16 protein-coding genes are annotated in these 18,031 nt (G+C 62.5%); 2 read left to right on the top strand and 14 right to left on the bottom strand.

Features of this window, described 5'->3' with window-relative positions; genetic code table 11:
* Positions 1-175: 175 nt before the first annotated feature.
* Both IH615_RS12490 and IH615_RS12485 read right to left on the bottom strand, forming a co-directional pair.
* Positions 176-1,414: an O-antigen ligase family protein gene (locus IH615_RS12490; RefSeq protein ID WP_291362200.1), complete on the bottom strand. Its 1,239-nt coding sequence runs from the start codon at positions 1,412-1,414 to the stop codon at positions 176-178.
* Complete coding sequence (locus tag IH615_RS12485; protein WP_291362199.1) at positions 1,411-2,442, bottom strand: glycosyltransferase family 4 protein; 1,032 nt, start codon at positions 2,440-2,442, stop codon at positions 1,411-1,413. Before IH615_RS12485 ends, IH615_RS12490 begins: the two co-directional genes overlap by 4 nt.
* 248 nt (positions 2,443-2,690) lie before the next feature.
* Between IH615_RS12485 and IH615_RS12480 the strand changes: the two genes are divergently transcribed.
* Positions 2,691-4,553: a nucleoside-diphosphate sugar epimerase/dehydratase gene (locus IH615_RS12480; RefSeq protein WP_291362238.1), complete on the top strand. Its 1,863-nt coding sequence runs from the start codon at positions 2,691-2,693 to the stop codon at positions 4,551-4,553.
* Between the two features lies 1 nt (position 4,554).
* On the opposite strand, the gene IH615_RS12475 is transcribed toward IH615_RS12480, so the two are convergent.
* From IH615_RS12475 to IH615_RS12420, 12 genes are all read right to left on the bottom strand, one after another.
* The gene (locus tag IH615_RS12475; protein ID WP_291362198.1) at positions 4,555-6,021 is read right to left on the bottom strand and encodes an aminotransferase class I/II-fold pyridoxal phosphate-dependent enzyme; all 1,467 of its coding nucleotides are present in this window, start codon (positions 6,019-6,021) and stop codon (positions 4,555-4,557) included.
* Positions 6,018-6,635 (bottom strand): NeuD/PglB/VioB family sugar acetyltransferase, encoded by a 618-nt coding sequence (locus tag IH615_RS12470; RefSeq protein WP_291362197.1) that lies wholly within the window; start codon positions 6,633-6,635, stop codon positions 6,018-6,020. Before IH615_RS12470 ends, IH615_RS12475 begins: the two co-directional genes overlap by 4 nt.
* A 1-nt stretch (position 6,636) precedes the next feature.
* Positions 6,637-7,791 (bottom strand): UDP-N-acetylglucosamine 2-epimerase, encoded by a 1,155-nt coding sequence (neuC, locus tag IH615_RS12465; protein ID WP_291362196.1) that lies wholly within the window; start codon positions 7,789-7,791, stop codon positions 6,637-6,639.
* Complete coding sequence (gene neuB / locus IH615_RS12460; protein ID WP_291362195.1) at positions 7,773-8,804, bottom strand: N-acetylneuraminate synthase; 1,032 nt, start codon at positions 8,802-8,804, stop codon at positions 7,773-7,775. The genes neuC and neuB overlap by 19 nt, the downstream gene beginning before the upstream one ends.
* Entirely contained in the window at positions 8,801-9,502 is a 702-nt protein-coding gene (locus IH615_RS12455; protein ID WP_291362194.1) for an acylneuraminate cytidylyltransferase family protein, read from the bottom strand. The genes neuB and IH615_RS12455 overlap by 4 nt, the downstream gene beginning before the upstream one ends.
* Before the next feature lie 3 nt (positions 9,503-9,505).
* Positions 9,506-10,159: an imidazole glycerol phosphate synthase subunit HisH gene (gene hisH / locus IH615_RS12450; protein WP_291362193.1), complete on the bottom strand. Its 654-nt coding sequence runs from the start codon at positions 10,157-10,159 to the stop codon at positions 9,506-9,508.
* Complete coding sequence (gene hisF / locus IH615_RS12445) at positions 10,156-10,917, bottom strand: imidazole glycerol phosphate synthase subunit HisF (protein ID WP_291362192.1); 762 nt, start codon at positions 10,915-10,917, stop codon at positions 10,156-10,158. The genes hisH and hisF overlap by 4 nt, the downstream gene beginning before the upstream one ends.
* Positions 10,918-10,975: 58 nt before the next feature.
* Complete coding sequence (locus IH615_RS12440) at positions 10,976-12,292, bottom strand: N-acetyl sugar amidotransferase (protein WP_291362191.1); 1,317 nt, start codon at positions 12,290-12,292, stop codon at positions 10,976-10,978.
* A gap of 170 nt (positions 12,293-12,462) precedes the next feature.
* A complete protein-coding gene (locus IH615_RS12435) occupies positions 12,463-13,710 on the bottom strand; it encodes a glycosyltransferase family 4 protein (RefSeq protein ID WP_291362190.1) in 1,248 nt (415 codons plus the stop codon).
* A gap of 3 nt (positions 13,711-13,713) precedes the next feature.
* Entirely contained in the window at positions 13,714-14,847 is a 1,134-nt protein-coding gene (gene wecB, locus IH615_RS12430; RefSeq protein ID WP_291362189.1) for a UDP-N-acetylglucosamine 2-epimerase (non-hydrolyzing), read from the bottom strand.
* Positions 14,844-15,959, bottom strand: a complete 1,116-nt coding sequence (locus IH615_RS12425) for an NAD-dependent epimerase/dehydratase family protein (protein ID WP_291362188.1) — start codon at positions 15,957-15,959, stop codon at positions 14,844-14,846. Before IH615_RS12425 ends, wecB begins: the two co-directional genes overlap by 4 nt.
* The gene (locus tag IH615_RS12420; RefSeq protein ID WP_291362237.1) at positions 15,956-16,984 is read right to left on the bottom strand and encodes a polysaccharide biosynthesis protein; all 1,029 of its coding nucleotides are present in this window, start codon (positions 16,982-16,984) and stop codon (positions 15,956-15,958) included. The genes IH615_RS12425 and IH615_RS12420 overlap by 4 nt, the downstream gene beginning before the upstream one ends.
* Positions 16,985-17,200: 216 nt before the next feature.
* On the opposite strand from IH615_RS12420, the gene IH615_RS12415 reads away from it, so the two are divergent.
* Positions 17,201-18,028 (top strand): hypothetical protein, encoded by an 828-nt coding sequence (locus IH615_RS12415; protein WP_291362187.1) that lies wholly within the window; start codon positions 17,201-17,203, stop codon positions 18,026-18,028.
* The last annotated feature ends 3 nt before the right edge of the window (positions 18,029-18,031 follow it).

The following is an 18,031-nucleotide window of genomic DNA, read 5'->3' as shown; positions in this document are numbered from 1 at the left end:
GAGCAGAAATGGCCAAAGGAGAAAACGGACTCAATCGGCCGCTTCCGACCCCCATTGCAGTCATTGAAGAACAGACAGCTATTGCTCATAGCAGTCATTCTGTTAGCGGCAGATCGAGGGACGATGCGGTTCAGCAATGCGGCGTAAAGCAACCAGACCCAAAATGGGGTGTGGATCACGATAGTGGCGATGTTTCCGTGGCCTCCAGCGCGATGCGCCGTGCTCTTGCCAGAAAGTAACCCAACCCGACCGCGTAGATCGTCGTTTGCGGCAGAATGCCGAAGGTGGCGTTGCTTATCCCCAGGGTGAATTGCCCAGTGGTGAGCAGGATCGCTCCCAATAGTGTCGGCCGATCAGATCGGATGCGGGCGTCCAGCAATAGTAGTAACGGTGCGGCCAACAGGAGCAGCCACGCCAGCAGGCCCAGTCCGCCGGCCATGGCGCCAAAGTTGGCCCAATCGGCGTGAAGGTTCTCGAGGCCGGTCCCCGCGACCTGCTGCGGGAACAAGGTCTCGGCCGTCACCATGATCTGGCCGAGGCCCACGCCGACGACGGGCGAGGTCCGCAACATCTCGACAGCCGAGGCATAAAGCGCCGCCCTTATGTCGTCAGTTCCGCCGGAAAACCGAAAAATGTCGAGGCCGCTGTGCAGAATACCGGCTATTCGCGCGTTGCCACTGCCGACAAGATAGATGACGATGGTCACTGCCAGGACGACGCCAGCAGCTGCAGCGACTTGGAACCAGCGGTCGTGGCGGAGCCAGACGAACAGCGTGACAATGCCAACGCCACCCATCGCCAACGCTCCAAGCATCGGCCCGCGCGAATCCGAAATCACGGCCGCAGCCAATCCAAACACCGGGCCGAGCAGAAACAAATACCGCCAGGACGATGTGCCGGTGGCAACGCCCACCAGTGCCAGGCCTCCAGCCATCACTGCCAGCGATCCATAGTGGATGGGATTGTTCCCCAGCCCGGGTCGATAGATGCCCAGGCCGAAATGCTGGTAGGCGCCGCCGATAAGCGCTATCGCCGATGCCGTGCAGCAGACCAGCGCGAAGGTGGGCACGCCAGGGACCCAGCGGGCCGGGCGCACTAACAGTCCCATTGCGATCGTCGCCAGCATCGGCAGGACAAGCACTGGCGCGAGAAGGTCCTGACTGCCGCGGTAGACGAAGGGCAAAGTCACCGCCACAAGCGCAATGGCGACCAGGATGGCCAGCGATGTGGGATGCCTGACGACAGTGCGTTCGGACCACCCGTAGATGGCCAAAGCCACGATGCTCGCAACCAGGGCTAGATAGGCGCCGATATAGGCGCCATAGCCCGGCGGCAGGATGGCCGAGCAGATGGCAATGAGCAGGAGCGCACTGGCAAGCGAGCCGGCGCGCGGTATCGACCTTGCCGTGCTCATTCTCGACTGCGCTCAGCTGCGGAGCCGGATCCGGCCCAGACCATGAAGACAACAAGCAAGGCGTATATCAGCCCCACCAGCCACCAGGACGCCATGGGCCTGTACTGCGCCACGGCCGCCATGGGCAGCGCCACCAACCCGGTGAAGCCCGCATAGAGCAAGGTCACGCGCGCGTGGCTCCATTGGCGGGCGAGCTGCTGGTAGGCATGGCGCCGATGCGCGCGCCAGGGCAGTTCGCCACGGGCCGTTCGACGGAGCAACGCCACGGTTGCGTCAGCGACAAAGGGCGACATCAGGATAAGCCAGGACGGATACCCGACCAGTCCGTGTTGAACGGTATTCAGGGCGATGGCGAGTATCAGCACGGCCAGCGTGTTGGATCCCGCGTCGCCCATGAAGATGCGGGCGGGGGCCCAGTTCATGACCAGGAATCCTGCGGTGCCGGCCGCTGTGATCAGAGCCAGCAATGCCATAGGCGTGGCCAGCATCGGGGGGTGCACAGAGACCGCAATGATCAGGCCCCCCAGCAGGATAATAACCGTCTCGCTGGCCGCAATCCCGTCGATGCCGTCCATGAAATTGAAGAGGTTGAGCCACCACAGAGCACCGAACCAGACAAGCACCGGCAGGCCCCAGCCGCCAATGGTGAGGCCGAGCGGCAAGGAAATGTCCGGCAGCGGCCCGACCCATGCCAGCAGTGCCCACAGAACCAGCCCTTGAACGGGGAAGCGCAAGGGGGCGGGCAGGTCAAGAATGTCATCGGCGAGACCGAATGCGGCGACGACTGCCGTCAATGCAGCGATCGCCAGGAAACCGCTGTCGGTGGTGGAGGCAATCAAGGCACCCGCAAGTGAGACGGCGGCGATGGCGATGCCGCCACCTTGCGGGGTGGGTATGGAGTGGGACGATCGGGCATTTGGCACCTGCACCAATCCCAGGCGCAGGGCTGCCCGCCGAACCGCAAAGGACGTAACCCATCCAGCCAGGAAAGCGCCGGCAACAAGAAAGAGATAATAGAAGATGGTCATGGACGATCCGCGCTTGGGCAGCTTCCAATAGCGCGAAATTTATCGGGCGGCAAAGATGGAACTTGCCCGGCGAGGCGGCGCCGGGCCTTTAGCCGCTTCATGCCATTCTGTTGCAGGGGTCAGCATCTGATTATCACTTGCAAGGCCACAACCAACCCTCTACCGGTCCCGTTGGTCGAGATGATCGCGCTGTTGTCGTCAGGGGCATGTTGCAACGAAATGACAGAGACAAATTGATTACCATCGGATTGTACCAGCAGCTCCTTGGGCGCATCGGAAACATACCCCGGTTTTGGAAACGAGCCATTCTGCTCGCCTTTGATGCGGTTGCGCTCTCGTTTGCGCTATGGGCGAGTTTCGCCTTGCGCTTCGGAAACTGGACCCCACCCAACACGATCGACCAGTTCGTAACGGTTCTGACCGCCCCCGCCGTGGCGATTCCGATCTTCGTGCGGCTGGGGCTCTATCGGGCTGTGGTCCGCTATCTGCCCGAAAGGGCGATGTGGACGATCATCCAGGCCATGACCATTGCCACCGTCTGCTGGGTTGTGCTGGTTTTCCTGATCGAGATGTCAGGACGTGGCGTCGTCCCGCGCTCCGTGCCGATACTCTATTGGGCACTGGGCACGATCCTCATCGGTGGTAGCCGCTTCGCCGCCAAGAAGCTGCTCTGGCCAAGGGAAGAGGCGTCCGGAGCGCGCCGGCCAATCCTGATTTACGGCGCCGGCAATGCGGGAGCTCAGCTTGCGGCGGCCATAGCTCGCCAGGGCGGGATGTTCGTCGTTGGCTTTCTCGATGACAGCCCGCGGGTGCAGGGCAGGGATGTCGCCGGCATTCGAGTTTTTTCCCCCAGCTACTTGTCCACGCTAAGGGAGAAGTATGGGGTGCAGGAAGTGGTCCTTTCGATCCCCTCGCTGACCGCGACACGGCGCCAGGAGATTGTCGATCAGATCGGCGGATTTGGCCTCAAGATCCGCACCCTTCCGTCGATAACCGATCTGGTGAGTGGCAAGTACACCATCAACCAGATCAGGGAGATCGACATCGACGACCTGCTGGGTCGATCCTCGGTGCCGGCCGATCCCGCGCTCATTGCCGACATGATCGAGGGCCGGTCGATCATGGTCACGGGCGCTGGCGGCTCCATTGGGTCCGAACTTTGTCGGCTTGTCGCGAAGTCGTTGCCACAGCGCCTGGTGCTGTTCGAAGCCAACGAATTCGCCCTCTATACGATCGAGCGGGAACTCTCCGAGTTCAAGAACATCATCATCGTGCCTGTCCTCGGTTCGATAACGGATGGCGCCTGTGTTCGTCGGACCCTGCAGGACAACAACGTCCAGGTGGTCTTCCACGCCGCGGCGCACAAGCATGTGCCGCTGGTTGAGGCAAACGTGCTCGAGGGAGTGCGCAACAACGTCCTGGGCACGCTCTCGATAGCCAGTCTCTCGTTTGAACTGGGTGTCGAGACCTTCGTGCTCATCTCATCCGACAAGGCCGTTCGTCCCACCAACGTCATGGGTGCGACCAAACGGTGGGCCGAGTTCATCGTGGGGCACATGGCTGCCGCTGCGGCAAAGCAGCAGACAGGTCAGCGCTTCACGGCGGTTCGGTTCGGCAACGTTCTCGGGTCGAACGGATCAGTGGTCCCGCTGTTCAAGGAGCAGATTGCGCGCGGCGGACCGGTGACGCTCACCGACCCGGAAATGACGCGCTATTTCATGTCCATCCACGAGGCGGCCGAGCTGATCGTCCAGGCGGGCGCCTTGTCCAAGGGCGGTGACGTATTCCTCTTGGAAATGGGCAACCCGATCCTGATCAAGACCCTGGCCGAAAACATGATTCGCCTGGCTGGGTTCAGCGTTCGCAGCGAAAACAATCCTCGCGGCGACATCGAACTGGTCGTCACGGGCAAGCGGCCCGGTGAGAAGATGTACGAAGAGCTGTTCTACGACGTCTCCACCGCCAGAAAGACCAAGCATCCCAAGATCATGCGGGCTCTCGGCGTGGTGGAAAGCGATCGGGTCGAGCAGGCCCTGGTCAACCTGCGCGAGGCTCTGGAACGAGGCAACGAACCCGAAGTCCGCCGCATACTCTTCGATTTTATCCAGTAGCCTACTGCAGCTTCTGGATCGTCTCGATAACGCGCCCAATCTGGCCATCGGTCAGATTGGACCCCGAGGGCAGGCAGATACCCCGTTCAAACAGGCCGTCCGACACCGATTCATTGCCGTGTCGATAGTATTCGGCATCGGCAAAAATGGGCTGCAGATGCATCGGCTTCCACATGGGCCGCGCCTCGATGAACTCGTCCGAGAGCGCCCGGATGAGCTTGTCGACGGTTATCGGGGCATCGGGCTTGATGACACAGGCCGCGAGCCAGTGGGTGGAGAAGCTCCACTCCGGCTCGGGCATCCACTCCAGCCAGTCTATTGACGCGAGCTCGGATTTGTAGGTTTCAAAGACCCGTCGGCGGGCGGCCACGCGTTCGTCCAGCACCTTGAGCTGGCCGCGTCCGACGCCTGCCAGCACGTTGCTCATGCGGTAATTGTAGCCGATCACGCTGTGTTGGTAATGCGGCGCCGGATCGCGCGCTTGAGTAGCAAGGAACCTGGCGCGTTCGGCCAACTCTGCTGAGTCAGTCACCAGCATGCCCCCGCCGGACGTGGTGATGATCTTGTTCCCGTTGAACGAGTAGATGCCAAGCTTGCCGAAAGTGCCAGAGGCACGCCCGCGATATTTCGCGCCCAGCGACTCGGCTGCATCTTCCACCAGGGGCACGCCGAACCGGTCACACAAGGCGACAATGGGGTCCATGTCGGCGCTCTGCCCGTAAAGGCACACGACGATCACGGCCTTCGGCAACTGGCCGGCCGCTTTCGCGGCGAGCAGGGCCTGTTCCAGGGCCCGGGGCGACATGTTCCAGCTCTCCGGCTCAGAGTCGATGAAGACCGGCCGGGCACCCTGATAGATGGCCGGATTGATGCTGGCGATGAAGGTCAGGGTGGAGCAGAAGACAACGTCGCCCACGCCAACGTCGAGCAAGCGCAATGCGATGTGTATGGCCGCCGTGCCCGAGCTGAGGGCGACTGCGTGCTTGACGCCGACCATGGCCGCGATCTCGGTCTCGAAGGCGTCAACGTTCGGTCCGAGCGGGGCAATCCAGTTCGTGCGAAAGGCCTCGGCAACATATTCGAGCTCGGCCTCACCCATATGGGGCGTCGAGAGCAGCACCTGCTGGTCGATCTTGGCGCGTTCGATGAGGTCGATCGCCCGCCCGTCTTCGTCGAGGATGGGAATATGGTTGATCACCGCTTCCTGCATCAACGCTAGGGCCTGGCGCCGCGTGTAGCCGCTCTGCAGCACCACCGACGTGCGCGCCGGCAGGGTGGTGAGATCGTCGTTCAGGGTCTTGCCGTCCAGCAGCATCCTGCGCAGGTCCCCGTCCGTGACGGTACGCTCGAAGCGCCCCTGGGCGTCCACCAGCAACAAGATGCCCATGGCCGACCTATCGAGCGCTGCAAGAGCGTCGCGGATCGTCGAACTACGCTGCAAGCTGATTGTGTCGAGGTTTACCGTCATCGTCTCTCAACTTTCCTTGCAGGCACGCCAACGTAGACCGACGGGTCGGCTGCGTCGTCAATGACGACCGCCCCGGCGCCCACAATTGCGTTTGATGCCACCGAAATGCCCGGCAGGACATTGGCGCCAGCCCCGACAAGCGTTCCTTGCCCTATGGCGACGGACCCTGCCAGCGTTGCTCCAGGCGCAATATGCACAAAATCGGCCAGCACGCACTCATGATCAACGATCGCCCCGTGATTTATGATGCAGCCTCTGCCCGTCGTTGCGCCGGTAGCGACGATTGCGCCAGCCGCCACAAAGGTGCCCGCCCCGATAGTTGCGCTCGCCGATACTATCGCGCGCGGATCCACGATGGTCCGCAGGGTGCAGCCGACCTCCTCGAGTGCCGCAGCCACGTTTGCCCTGGCCCGGTTGTCGCCAATGCAGATATGGACGCTGCTGTGGGACAGTTGGACCGCGTCGAAGCCCTGTATCGTGTGACTGCCGATCTTGCCGCCGATCCGGTCGGGGTTCTGGTCGAAAACGGCGATGGATTGTGCAGGCAAGCCGAGCGCGGCCAGACTGTCCAGCACTACGCGGGCGTGTCCGCCCGACCCGATGAGGTGGATCATTTCAGTAGGCATTGGTCTTGCCGGATGATAGTGGCCCCAAGTCCACCTCCGCCAGGATGTTCACGATACGCTCGCCGGCATGGCCGTCGCCATATACGTTGGCGCGCGCGTATCGGGGGCTGCTGAGTACCGAAACCAGGGCCTTCTTGATATCGTCGCCAATGACGCCGACATCGACCACATTGGCATTTCGTTCCCGCAGGTTCTGGCGTGAGCCGATGTTCACCACCGGCGTGCCGAAGCTTGCCGCCTCGATGATGCCGCTGCTGGAATTGCCCACCATCAGATCGGCAACGGCCATGAATTCTGCGAATGCTACGCGGGGCAAGTGAGTAAACAGATGAATCTGGCCGGCCGCTTCGCGCTCCTCCAGAACGGTGCGAACCTCGGCGCTGCCGGCGTCCGAGTTCGGCTTGAGGGCAACGATCTGCACCTGCGCCGCCAAAAGGCTCTCGACGATGGCCGTGATGTGCTCGCCGGCGGCGGCCGCTTCCTGCACCACCGGATGATAGACCAGCAGGGCCATTGGCCGGTCCGCATCCAGCCCGTAATCGGTCGCCAGTTGGGTCCGGTCGCGCTGAGGCAGTTCCCGAAGCCCATCCAGCCCGGGGGCACCGACCACGTGGATGCCCGAGGGCGCTTCACCCATGGCGATCAAACGGGTGCGGCTCTCCTGCGTGGCCACCAGGTGCAGATTTGAAAGCTTGGAGATGGCATGCCGGACGGGCTCGTCCACGGTGCCGGATCTCTCGCCGCCGTGAATATGGGCTATTGGCACATTGAGATGCAGGGCCGCAATGGCGCCGGCAAGCATCTCGCCCCGGTCCCCCAGCAACATAACGATGTCGGGCGCCGAGGCCTCGATGGCCGGCACGAAGCCAGTGATCATGCGCCCCACATTTGCCGCCATGAGGGCGCCGCTGGGTACGCCCGGTTCCACCGACACGCGCGCGCTTATCGCCAGCCCGCTTTGTTCGATTTCGCTCACGGTGAGGCCGTAGGCACTGTCGAGGTGCATCCCGGTGACGACGACGTCGAGCGACAGTCGCGCATCCCGGTCAATGCGCTCCAGCGTCGATCGCATGAGGCCGAAATCTGCGCGGGTGCCGGTCACATAGAGGATGCGGCGCCGCGGCTTCACTGCAGATCGGTCCACTGTATCGTCTGGCCCGCCGGTATGGCTTGCCTGGTGCGCTTGCCCAGCACCGATTGGAACTCAGCCGGAGGGATGCCGGTTCCCGGCCGCAGCAGCGCGACGTCATCGGCTGTCAGCGCCGCGCCAGCCGCAATGTCACGCACTGTGGTCACGCTGCGCCTGACTAGCGCGCGCACCGGAAGCTCGGATGCCGTCGGCGCCTTGATACCGTCGCCCCTCGCGGCCTCTACGTCACGAATACTGCGGACCAGGGCATTGAGCTCATGCGGCTCCAGCGAAGCAGAGTGGTCGGGGCCGGGCAACGTCTTGTCCAGCGTGAAGTGCTTCTCGATGACCGTGGCGCCCATGGCAACGGCAGCCGTGGAGATCGCGATACCCAGCGTGTGATCCGAGTAACCCACGGGCAGGCCGATCTCATCGGCCATGCTCAGCATGGCCCGCAGGTTCACATCGCTAGCCGCGGCGGGGTAGTTGGAAGTGCAGTGAAGGATGGTGACGATGTCTTCCAGCGGCTCGGTAAAGCCCAAGCGGTTCCGCTCGGCGCGTATCGCGTCCACGGCGCCCTTGACTTCAGCCATGTCGGCCATGCCGGTAGAGACGATGATCGGCAGGTCCTTGGACGCCATATGTGCCAGGAATGGCAGGTTGGTGATTTCGCCTGATGGCACCTTGATCCGGCGGATGCCGACCGACACCAGGAAATCGAGCGCGTCGGCATCAAATGCTGTCGACATGAATTCGATACCGAGTTCGGCGCTGCGTTTCACCAGCGCGTGGTGCAGCTCGTCGGACATTTCCAGCCTGGCCAGCATGGCGTGCTGATCGCCGTCGCCGGTCATCTTCTTCTGGTACTCGGCCTTCTCGGCGCCCTTGCGCGTGAGCTTGTCCGCCGAGAATGTCTGGAACTTCACGGCATCGGCACCGCTCTGTGCCGCCACCTCGACGAGTTGGATGGCCCGCTCGGGGTCTCCATCGTGATTGACACCAGCTTCGGCGATTATGAACGTGCTCACGGTGTGATCCCATATTTGGTGGCGATGGTTTCGGCGATGAGCCAATCGAGTTCGTCGTCTATGTCGGTGGCTTCGAACGGCTGGTCGCACAATACACCGGCGATCCGTTCGGGAAAGAAGGTGCGATACTGCTGCAAGGCAGCCGTACGAGCCAGATAAAGGTTGCCGGCCACTGCAACTGCCGGCGGAAGATCCTGACCGCGCAGCTTCAGCTTTGCAGGGTCATGCATCGGCGCCAGCTCGCCCCGGTCACCCAGCGAAAAGGTGTGGAACGGGTGGGTGCGGGCAGGCGCAACCCCAACTACGGCGTCTATCGCGCTATCATCCAGCAGCGCTCGCGCCGCGTCCCACCGCTCGGAGAGGCGCATGGGGGAGGTCGGCTGCAACAAGGCAACGGCATCGAACTGGCGGCCACTGGCCGCCTCGGCGTCGATGACGTCAAGGATCGCGTCGATGGTGGCCGCCGTATCCGTGGCAAGATGGGCCGGTCGCAGCCGCGGAACCTCGATCCCTTCGGCTCTCGACACCGCCGCGATCTCGGCAGAGTCCGTCGACACCACAACGTGGTCGAAACCCGGGTAGCCGACCGCGAAACGGATCGACCAGCCGATCAGGGGGACACCGCCGAAGGGCTTGATGTTCTTGCCGGGCAATCGCTTAGAACCGCCCCGGGCAGGTATGATTGCCAGCGTTCTCATATCTCAGGAGCCAATGAAGCTGCCCAGCAAGGCGAGCCCCACATCGCCGCTGCGTTCCGGGTGGAACTGCGTCGCGGTGATATTGTCCCGCTTGATCGCCGCGCACAGGCGATGCCCGCCATAGTCGAAATCGGCCAGCCTGTCCCTGGGGTCCGCCGGGTGCGGGACAAAGGAGTGGACGAAGTAGACCGCCGGGGCCTTCGACACGTGGGATTGCATGATGGTACCGTCCCAGGTGTTGCGGGACGGCGGAATGAGCAACTCGTTCCAGCCGATATGCGGCACGCGCTGCGGGACACCAGCTGTCGTCTGCGCGGGCACCGCCATGACGCGGCCCGCGATGACGCCCAGGCCGGGGCTGTCGCCAAACTCTTCGCTGCCCTCGAACAGGATCTGCATGCCGACGCAGATGCCAAAGAGCGGCCGACCGGTTTCGGCAAAAGCCCTGATCGCGTCGCCATGGCCCCGACGCGTCACTTCAACCATGCTGTCGGCGAAGGCGCCGACACCGGGGACGACCAGCCGGTCGGCCACTGCCGCGTCGCGCGGGTCGTCTGTGACCTTGAGGTCCGCGCCGGCCCGTTCGAAGGCGCGAGCAACGTTGAGCATGTTGCACATGCCGTAGTCGAGCAGGGTAACGCTGCGGGAGGTGGTCATATCTGCCTTACTCCCAGGCCTTCGGATAACGCGCGCGCGCGAATTTCACCCAAGGCCAGGGTCTTGTAGTGGAGCACATGGGCCATCGAGACAGCGTCGGCGCGCCCCGTTGTCGCAGCCGCCACGAAGTGGTCCAGCGTTCCCATTCCGCCGCTGGCAATCACGGGAACCGTCACCGCATCGCTGACCTTGCGAATGAGGTCCACGTCGAAACCCTTCCGGGTGCCCTCGCGATCGACAGAGGTCAGCAGGATTTCACCGGCGCCCAGCGAAACGCCCTGGACCGCCCATTCGAGCACGTCCAGGCCTGTGCGTTCTCGGCCATTATCCGTGAAAACCTCCCACCGGCCAGGCGCAACCTGCTTGGCCTCGATGGAGAGGACCATGGCCTGGGAGCCGAAATGGTGGGCAATTTCGGAGATCAGGGCAGGGCGGGCGACCGCGGCGGTGTTGATCGCCACCTTGTCCGCGCCCGAGCGCAGGATATGGCGCGCGTCGTCGGTCGAGCGGATGCCCCCGCCAACAGTGATCGGGATAAAAACCTGGTCGGCGGCGCGCGAGATGATGTCGGACAGGTTGTTGCGGCCATAGAGGCTGGCCACGATGTCCATGAAGACCAACTCGTCCGCACCAGCCTCGTAGTAGCGCAGCGCGAACTCGTTGGGGTCGCCCATGACGCGCAGGCCCTCGAGCTGGACACCCTTGATCAGGTTCTTTCCCTTGATGTCCAGGCGGGGAATTATGCGCAGATTGCTCATTCGATCTCACTTCCATGCCTGCCGCTCCGGTGGAGGCGGCAGGCAATTCCGGGGCCGCTTACTGGTGCCAGACGGCGTGGCGAAGCTGCCACTTGTCGTCCTGCCACTTCCACAGATGCGGCGAGCGGAAGGTGTCGGTCAGCCGGGTGAAGTAGTCGCGGTCCATGATGGGTTCCTCGAACATCTTGCTCGCTTCGGGGAACTCGTTTTCCGGAATGCTGAGATAGCGGAAGATCTCGTCAGCGAAACGTTCGGGGAACTCGTGGTCGAAGCGCTTCACCAGCGCCACGCCTTCGTCCCGGTCGATGTCGCCCGAGCGGATTTCCTGCGCCGCATCATAGCTGGCGCGGCCCAGGCCGAACTTGGTGCCGGTGGTGTAGTAGTGGAAGTCATCGATGCGGTCATCGATGCTGTTATACTTCGAATATGTACCCGGCGTGCGCTCCGGCGAGGGAATGAAGCCGCCATGTTCCACGGCGTAGTAGTAAGCGCTTTGCGGGTGCCACTTGAGATAGTAACCGAGGTAATGCACCTCGACCTTCTGCTCCTCGATCTGGTTGGGATCGGCCGGCAGATAGGGCAGCAGGTCCTGATGGACGACGCCAAACTGGCTCTTGAGGTCGGTCACTGATACGCCGCCCAGATGCACCTTGGATTGGTCGGCCGCCGTGAAATAGGACCAGTCGCGCTTGGCGGTCTCGGTGTCGGCAATCGGATTGCCGTATTCGGCTTCGTTCTCGCCATAAAAGACCAGCGGAATCTTGTGCAGCAGCGCCATCTTGGGCGCTAGCGACTTCTGGCCGAACATGAAGGCCTGGAACGGGTGGAACAGCAGATCCACGGCCAGGCGGGTCAGCAGGCGATGCACGCGGCCATTGGGCGTCATCAGCATGTTGTCGTGGCCAGCGTGAATCCAGCTCTGGAAGTTCTTCCAGCCCCAATCGGTATAGATATGGGGCGCCCAGGTAACGGTCAGCGGGTGCATGCCATACTTGGTGCGCAGGATGTGGGACGCGTAGAAGCTGTCCTTGCCGCCGGAGCCCGGGACGATGCAGTCATAGCTGCCGTCCTTGCTGCGATGCTGGTTGCAGACTTCGACCAAAGCGCGCTCGCGCTCCTGCCAGTCGATGACCTGGTTCTTCCGCTCGGCGAAGCGGCAGGCGTCGCAAATGCCCTCTTCGTCAAAATGGATCGTCTTCTTCTTGGAGGCCTTGGTGTGCTGATACTCAACCGCCGAATTGGGGCGCTGGTTGGAAATAACGCAGCGCTTGCAGAACACGACTTCCTGCGGGAGTCCGTACATCGTGCCGGGGTCGGTGAGGTCGGCCGAAAACTGACTCTTGTCAACTCCGCGCGGCGATGGGATCCGTTCCATTCAAGGTTCCTTCTTCAGTCACAAAAGCATGGCCGGCCCGGGTGCCAGCGAAACATCTGGTTGGCGCTACCTCGAATTCGGGCAGGCCGCAATGAACCGTGCCACCGTTAATCATAATTTGCCCGGGGCTGGAAGGCGAATTCTGCGCAGAGTGGCAATCGTGCCAGCCCTCACGTTCCTGCAACGCCATCGCGCCTTCCGCTGCTGTCCACCAGTTGCTTGAGCTGGCTTTCCAGACGGTCGACCAGAGTATCGCGATCGAACTCGCGGCGCGCAAAATCCCGGCCGCTACGGCCCATGCTGATGCGCTGCTCGGCGGGCATTGCCATCATCTGCCGAACCGCCCTGGCGAGGGCCGCAGCATCGCCGGCCGGTGCGGCAAACCCAGCACCGGCCATGCGAACCACCTCGGCCCCTTCACCATCGATCATCGCCAGGATGGGCTTGCCGGCTGCCAGATACGTCTGCACCTTGCCCGGTATCGTCATGGCAAAGGCTGGCTCCTGGCGCAGGGCCACGAGCGCGGCATCGGCATGCAGCAGGAAGGATGGCATGCGATCGAGCGGGTGACGGCCGAGCAGCAGGATCCGGTCCTCCATGTTGCGGCGAGCGATTTCGTCGGCAAGCCACTCGGACCGGCGGCCATCTCCCACGATCAGCCAACGCACGGGCTCGTCGCGCAGCAGTTCCGCAGCATCGAGGATTGCCGGGAAGTCCTGGGCGTCACCAACATTGCCGGTGAACATGATTGAGAACCGGCCCTCCGAAGCTGGAACCTCGGTCGCTGGCTCGACAGGTGCTTCCGATCCCGGGTCGTCGGACCAACTGGGAAAATAGGCGATCTTCTCCGCGCCGCCCGCCTGTCGCGAGATTTCCGCGACAAAGCTGCGGGACTGGACCAGGATCAGGTCGACGCTGCGATAGATCACGCGCACCAGTGCGTCCACCAAGCCCAGAATGACGCTCGACTGCGTGACGCCAACCGCGGACAGCGATTGTGGCCACAGGTCGAGCACCCACATGGCCACGGGCACCCGTTTGATCGCCTTGATCAACATGGCCGGGATGCCGACGGTGACGGGCGACGGCTGATAGACGAACATGGCATCGAAACGGCGCCCGCGCAGCTTCAAGGGCCCCCACAGGCTCGCTGATACCACGAAGCTGAGATAGTTCAGTGCCAGGTTGAAATTGCCTTTGTGCCGGGGGCGAAGCGGCACGCGAATCACCTCGGCACCCGCAAAGCTCGCGAAGGCGCCCTTGTCGCTGCGATACTCTGAGAAAATCTCGCCGGCCGGATAATTCGGCTCGCCCGTCAGCACCGTGACCTGGTGTCCGCGTCGGACAAGCTCGGCCACCAGATCGTTGATGCGAAAATTCTCAGGCCAGAAATACTGGCTGACGACGAGCAATCGCATGGATCAGACCGTCTGCCGCCAAACGGTCCGCATCACGTAGTCGCGGTAGCTGTGAATGATCCGAACGACCTTCTCGGACACCTGCGGCATGGAATAGTCGGCCACCTGGCGCAGCGTGCGCTGCTCGCCGCGCCCTTGGCTCTTGAGAATGCTCATCGCCTGCAGGATACGCTCGAGGTCCAGGCCTGTCATCATGACCGCTCCCTCCTCCATGCCTTCCGGCCGCTCATGGGCTTCGCGGATGTTGACCGCCGGGAAGTTCAGGATGGACGACTCCTCGGTGATCGTACCGCTATCGGACAGCACGACCTGCGCATGCATCTGCAGATGCACATAGTCGGTGAACCCCATTGGCTTGAGCAGCCGGACATTGGGGTGGAAGGTGGTCCCGGCGGCGTCGATCCGCTTCTGCGTCCGCGGATGCGTTGAGACGATCACGGGCAGGTCCCATTGCGCCGCCACGCCATTGAGGACCGCGGCCAGCTTGGCGAAGTTGATCTCGGAATCGATGTTCTCTTCGCGGTGCGCGCTCACCACGACGTAGCCACCAGGCGCGAGACCCAGGTCCTCGCGCGCTGTCGAGGCCTCGATGGCCGCCCGATAGTGGTTGATCACCTCGAACATCGGCGAGCCCGTCTTGATGATCCTGTCGGGCGGCAGGCCTTCGCGCAGCAGGTATTCGCGCGCAATGTCGGAATAGGGCATGTTGATGTCGGCGGTGTGGTCGACGATGCGCCGATTGGTCTCCTCGGGCACCCGCTGGTCGAAGCAGCGATTGCCTGCTTCCATGTGGAAGATGGGGACCTTGCGACGCTTGGCCGGTATGGCCGCCAGGCAGCTGTTGGTGTCCCCCAGGATCAACACCGCGTCAGGCTGCTGCTCGGCCAGCACCTTGTCGAAGGCGATGATGATCTTGCCAATGGTTTCGGCGGCGCCGCCGCCAGCTGCCTCAAGGAATATGTCGGGTTGCCTGATGCCCAGATCGGCAAAGAATATGCCATTGAGTTCGTAGTCATAGTTCTGTCCGGTATGGACGAGAACATGTTCGCAGGCGCTGTCGAGGCGGGCAATGACCCGGGACAGCCGGATGATTTCCGGGCGTGTGCCAACGACGGTAATGACCTTGAGCTTCTTCATTCGGGCAGGACTTTCGCGGGAACGGTATCCGGGCGCTGCGGGTCGAAGAGTTCATTCGCCCACAGCATCACCAGCAGCGTTTCCTGCCCAATATTGGTGATGTCGTGGGACCAGCCCGGCACGGTTTCGACGACGGTGGGGGTTTCGCCTGAAGTCTCGAGCGTAAAGACCTCGTCGGTCAGCACATGGCGGAAGCCAAATCGGGCATGTCCTTGTACGACCAGGAACTTTTCCGTCTTGCTGTGATGGTAATGGCCCCCGCGCGTAATGCCGGGATGTGCCGTGAAGAAGGAGAACTGGCCACTGTCGGGGGTCCGCAGCATCTCGACGAACATGCCGCGCGGGTCGCTATGGGCCTTGAGCGGATAGGCGAAATTGGCCGGCTCGAGATAACTGACATAGGTGGCGTGCAGGGCCCGCAGGAAACCGGTCCCGACCGCCCCGGTCAGCAGGGTCGTCCGGCTGTCGCGGAAGATCTGGAGCTGCTGTGCCAGATCGCCCACTGTCGTTTCGTATATCGGGGCAATTTCCGACGCGATCGTACTGTCCAGCGGCGCCGCCGCTATGGCGGCGAAATGCTCGACGACATCGTCGATATAGACCAGCTTCAGAATTGCGGCCGGATCGATGATGGTCAGCGGCAGGCCGCGCGATACATTGTGGCAGAAGGTCGCCACGACCGAGTTGTAGTTCGGTCGGCACCACTTGCCGAAGACGTTGGGCAGCCGAAAGATCCAGCCGGGGACCGAGGTCTGCTGCGCATAGCCCGTGATCAGCGCCTCGGCCTCCCTTTTGGAGCGACCATAGGGATTGTCTGCTGCGGCCTGGATCGAGGATGCGTAGACGACGGGAGGCGGCGTGGGCAGTTGGCGCATGGCAGCGACCAAACGGTCCGTCATGCCCACATTGCCGGTTTCGTATTCTCCCGTGGTCTCCGGCCGATTGACCCCAGCCAGGTGGAACACGACTTCCGCGCCGCCCAGTGCGGCGAGCAGGGCGGCATCATCGGCCTGGTGCGGAATGCTCACCACCTTGTGGTTCAGCTCGCGCAGCCGCAGGACCAGGTTGCGTCCAATGAAGCCGCTGGCGCCTGTGACGGCCACAACAGTCATGTGGACGCTCCGCGCTGCGCGAGTAGCTCCTGCATATAGTCGAGGCTCCCCAGAAGGCTCTTCATGGCGGGCAGGTCGAGACGGCGCGTATTGTGCGAGTTGTACTCGGCAGCTTCGGCGATACGGGCCTCCCCCACATCGACATATTTGGCGTAGTTGAGATCCCGCAGGTCAGGGAGGATCCGATAATACTCCCCCAGGTCCATGGCGCCGGCCATTTCTTCGCGGCTAAGCAGGGTCTCGAACAGCTTCTCGCCGTGGCGGGTGCCGATCACGTCGATCGGGTGCTCGGGCACACCCAGCATCTGAACCATGGCCGTGGCAAGAGTTCCGATGGTTGCCGCCGGCGCCTTCTGTACGAAAATGTCGCCGTTCTGCCCGTTGATGAAGGCATAGATGACCAGTTCGACCGCCTCATCCAGGCTCATCATGAAGCGAGTCATCTGCGGGTCGGTAATGGTGATGGGCCGCCCACTGCTGATCTGTTCGGCAAACAGGGGGATGACGGACCCGCGCGACGCCATGACATTGCCGTAGCGTGTTCCGCAGAGCACGGTCTGGCCTTGGCCAAGCTCCCGCGACTTCGCCACCATCACCTTTTCCATCAGCGCCTTGGAAATGCCCATGGCATTGATGGGATAGACTGCCTTGTCGGTCGAGAGGCACACAACGCGCTTGACGCCATTGGCGATGGCGGCCTCCAGCACGTTTTCGGTGCCCAGGACGTTGGTCTTGACCGCTTCCATCGGGTGGAATTCGCAGGACGGAACCTGCTTGAGCGCCGCGGCGTGAAAGATGAAGTCGACGCCCCTTGTTGCTGCAAGCAGGCTTTGCGGGTCACGCACGTCGCCGAGATAGAACTTGAGCTTGTCGCTGGCGTAGAGCTTGCGCAGGTCATCCTGCTTCTTCTCGTCGCGGCTGAAGATGCGAATTTCGCGTACGGACGAATCAAGGAAGCGACGGAGAACTGCATCGCCAAATGAGCCCGTACCGCCCGTAACCATCAGGCACGAGTCCTGGAAGATGTCCGCCACTATGCTGTGTCCTGGTCGGAGTTCAAATCGTTTAGCCCGCTTGAATGGGCGCGGTTCCCATTACCATGAAAACGGTTTTTGGCCACTCGGGATCGAAAAAAGGCACAAATGCCGAACGGGTCTGTACCCCCGCGAAGGATCACGCTAACGGTGCGATCGACGTTTTTGGCTGGCGAGATCGCTGATGGCTCGCCTGGGAGGTTTGCATTGAACAACGACAGTGAGACACAGCCGGCCCCGTCCGATGCGTACTTTGGCTTGCTGGACGCCATCGTCGTCGTTGCCGAGGCCTGGAAAATGCTTGCCATCGCCTGCATCCTCGCGGTGCTGGCGGGCTTTGGCTATTTTCAGCTGCAGCCAAAGATCTATCAATCCAATGCCATCGTATCGCTGGATGCCGCGCAATTGGCCCTTTTCTCGGCTCCCGATTTCCTGGAGCGAACGGGGGTCGACAGCGCGATGTGGAACCTTGACCTGACCCATGCCGAACCTGCGCTGGAGCCCACGCAGCCATACTCTGTCTCGTTCCGGGCCGAGTCGCCGCCGGCGGCCCAGGCTGGCCTCGATGCCGTGATCAAGGCCTTCATGGCCGAGGTTGCACCCGATGCCACCGGAACCGAAATTCTCCAGCGCTCAAGGGAGCGCATCATCAAGGCTCTGGAAAACCTCGAGCTGATCAGCACCAAGCTGGCGCAGGAGGCGGATGGCACCCTTCCAGGTGCCGAAAGCGAGCTCTACGCGCGGTCTGTCGTCTTGCTGCTCGATGAGCAGGCAAAGCGTGAGGCTGAACTGCTGGACGTCGAATCCAAGTTGGCGGGGAGCGGCGGAATTGTCGTTTCCGCGCCGAGCCTGCCGACAGCGCCAATCCCCCAGAGCCTGAGGGCCGTCATGGTGGCCAGCGTGGGAGGGGCCATCTTCCTGGTGCTCTGCTTTGCATTCGGGCGCGAAGCTGTTCGCCGCGCCGCCCGCACCACTTCAGGGGCGGAAAAGCTCCGGAGACTCAGCCGCGCCTTCAGCTTTGGCCGCCGGGCCTGACGA

It is taken from the genome of Devosia sp. (assembly GCF_014860165.1).
Lineage (GTDB): Bacteria > Pseudomonadota > Alphaproteobacteria > Rhizobiales > Devosiaceae > Devosia.
This window is presented reverse-complemented; position numbering and strand designations above follow the sequence as displayed.

Coding starts and splice junctions, on each gene's coding strand:
- IH615_RS12490 (WP_291362200.1), bottom strand. CDS start 1,414: ATGAGCACGGCAAGGTCGATACCGCGCGCCGGCTCGCTTGCCAGTGCG.
- IH615_RS12485 (WP_291362199.1), bottom strand. CDS start 2,442: ATGACCATCTTCTATTATCTCTTTCTTGTTGCCGGCGCTTTCCTGGCT.
- IH615_RS12475 (WP_291362198.1), bottom strand. CDS start 6,021: ATGACGGTAAACCTCGACACAATCAGCTTGCAGCGTAGTTCGACGATC.
- IH615_RS12470 (WP_291362197.1), bottom strand. CDS start 6,635: ATGATCCACCTCATCGGGTCGGGCGGACACGCCCGCGTAGTGCTGGAC.
- IH615_RS12455 (WP_291362194.1), bottom strand. CDS start 9,502: ATGAGAACGCTGGCAATCATACCTGCCCGGGGCGGTTCTAAGCGATTG.
- hisH (WP_291362193.1), bottom strand. CDS start 10,159: ATGACCACCTCCCGCAGCGTTACCCTGCTCGACTACGGCATGTGCAAC.
- hisF (WP_291362192.1), bottom strand. CDS start 10,917: ATGAGCAATCTGCGCATAATTCCCCGCCTGGACATCAAGGGAAAGAAC.
- IH615_RS12440 (WP_291362191.1), bottom strand. CDS start 12,292: ATGGAACGGATCCCATCGCCGCGCGGAGTTGACAAGAGTCAGTTTTCG.
- IH615_RS12435 (WP_291362190.1), bottom strand. CDS start 13,710: ATGCGATTGCTCGTCGTCAGCCAGTATTTCTGGCCTGAGAATTTTCGC.
- wecB (WP_291362189.1), bottom strand. CDS start 14,847: ATGAAGAAGCTCAAGGTCATTACCGTCGTTGGCACACGCCCGGAAATC.
- IH615_RS12425 (WP_291362188.1), bottom strand. CDS start 15,959: ATGACTGTTGTGGCCGTCACAGGCGCCAGCGGCTTCATTGGACGCAAC.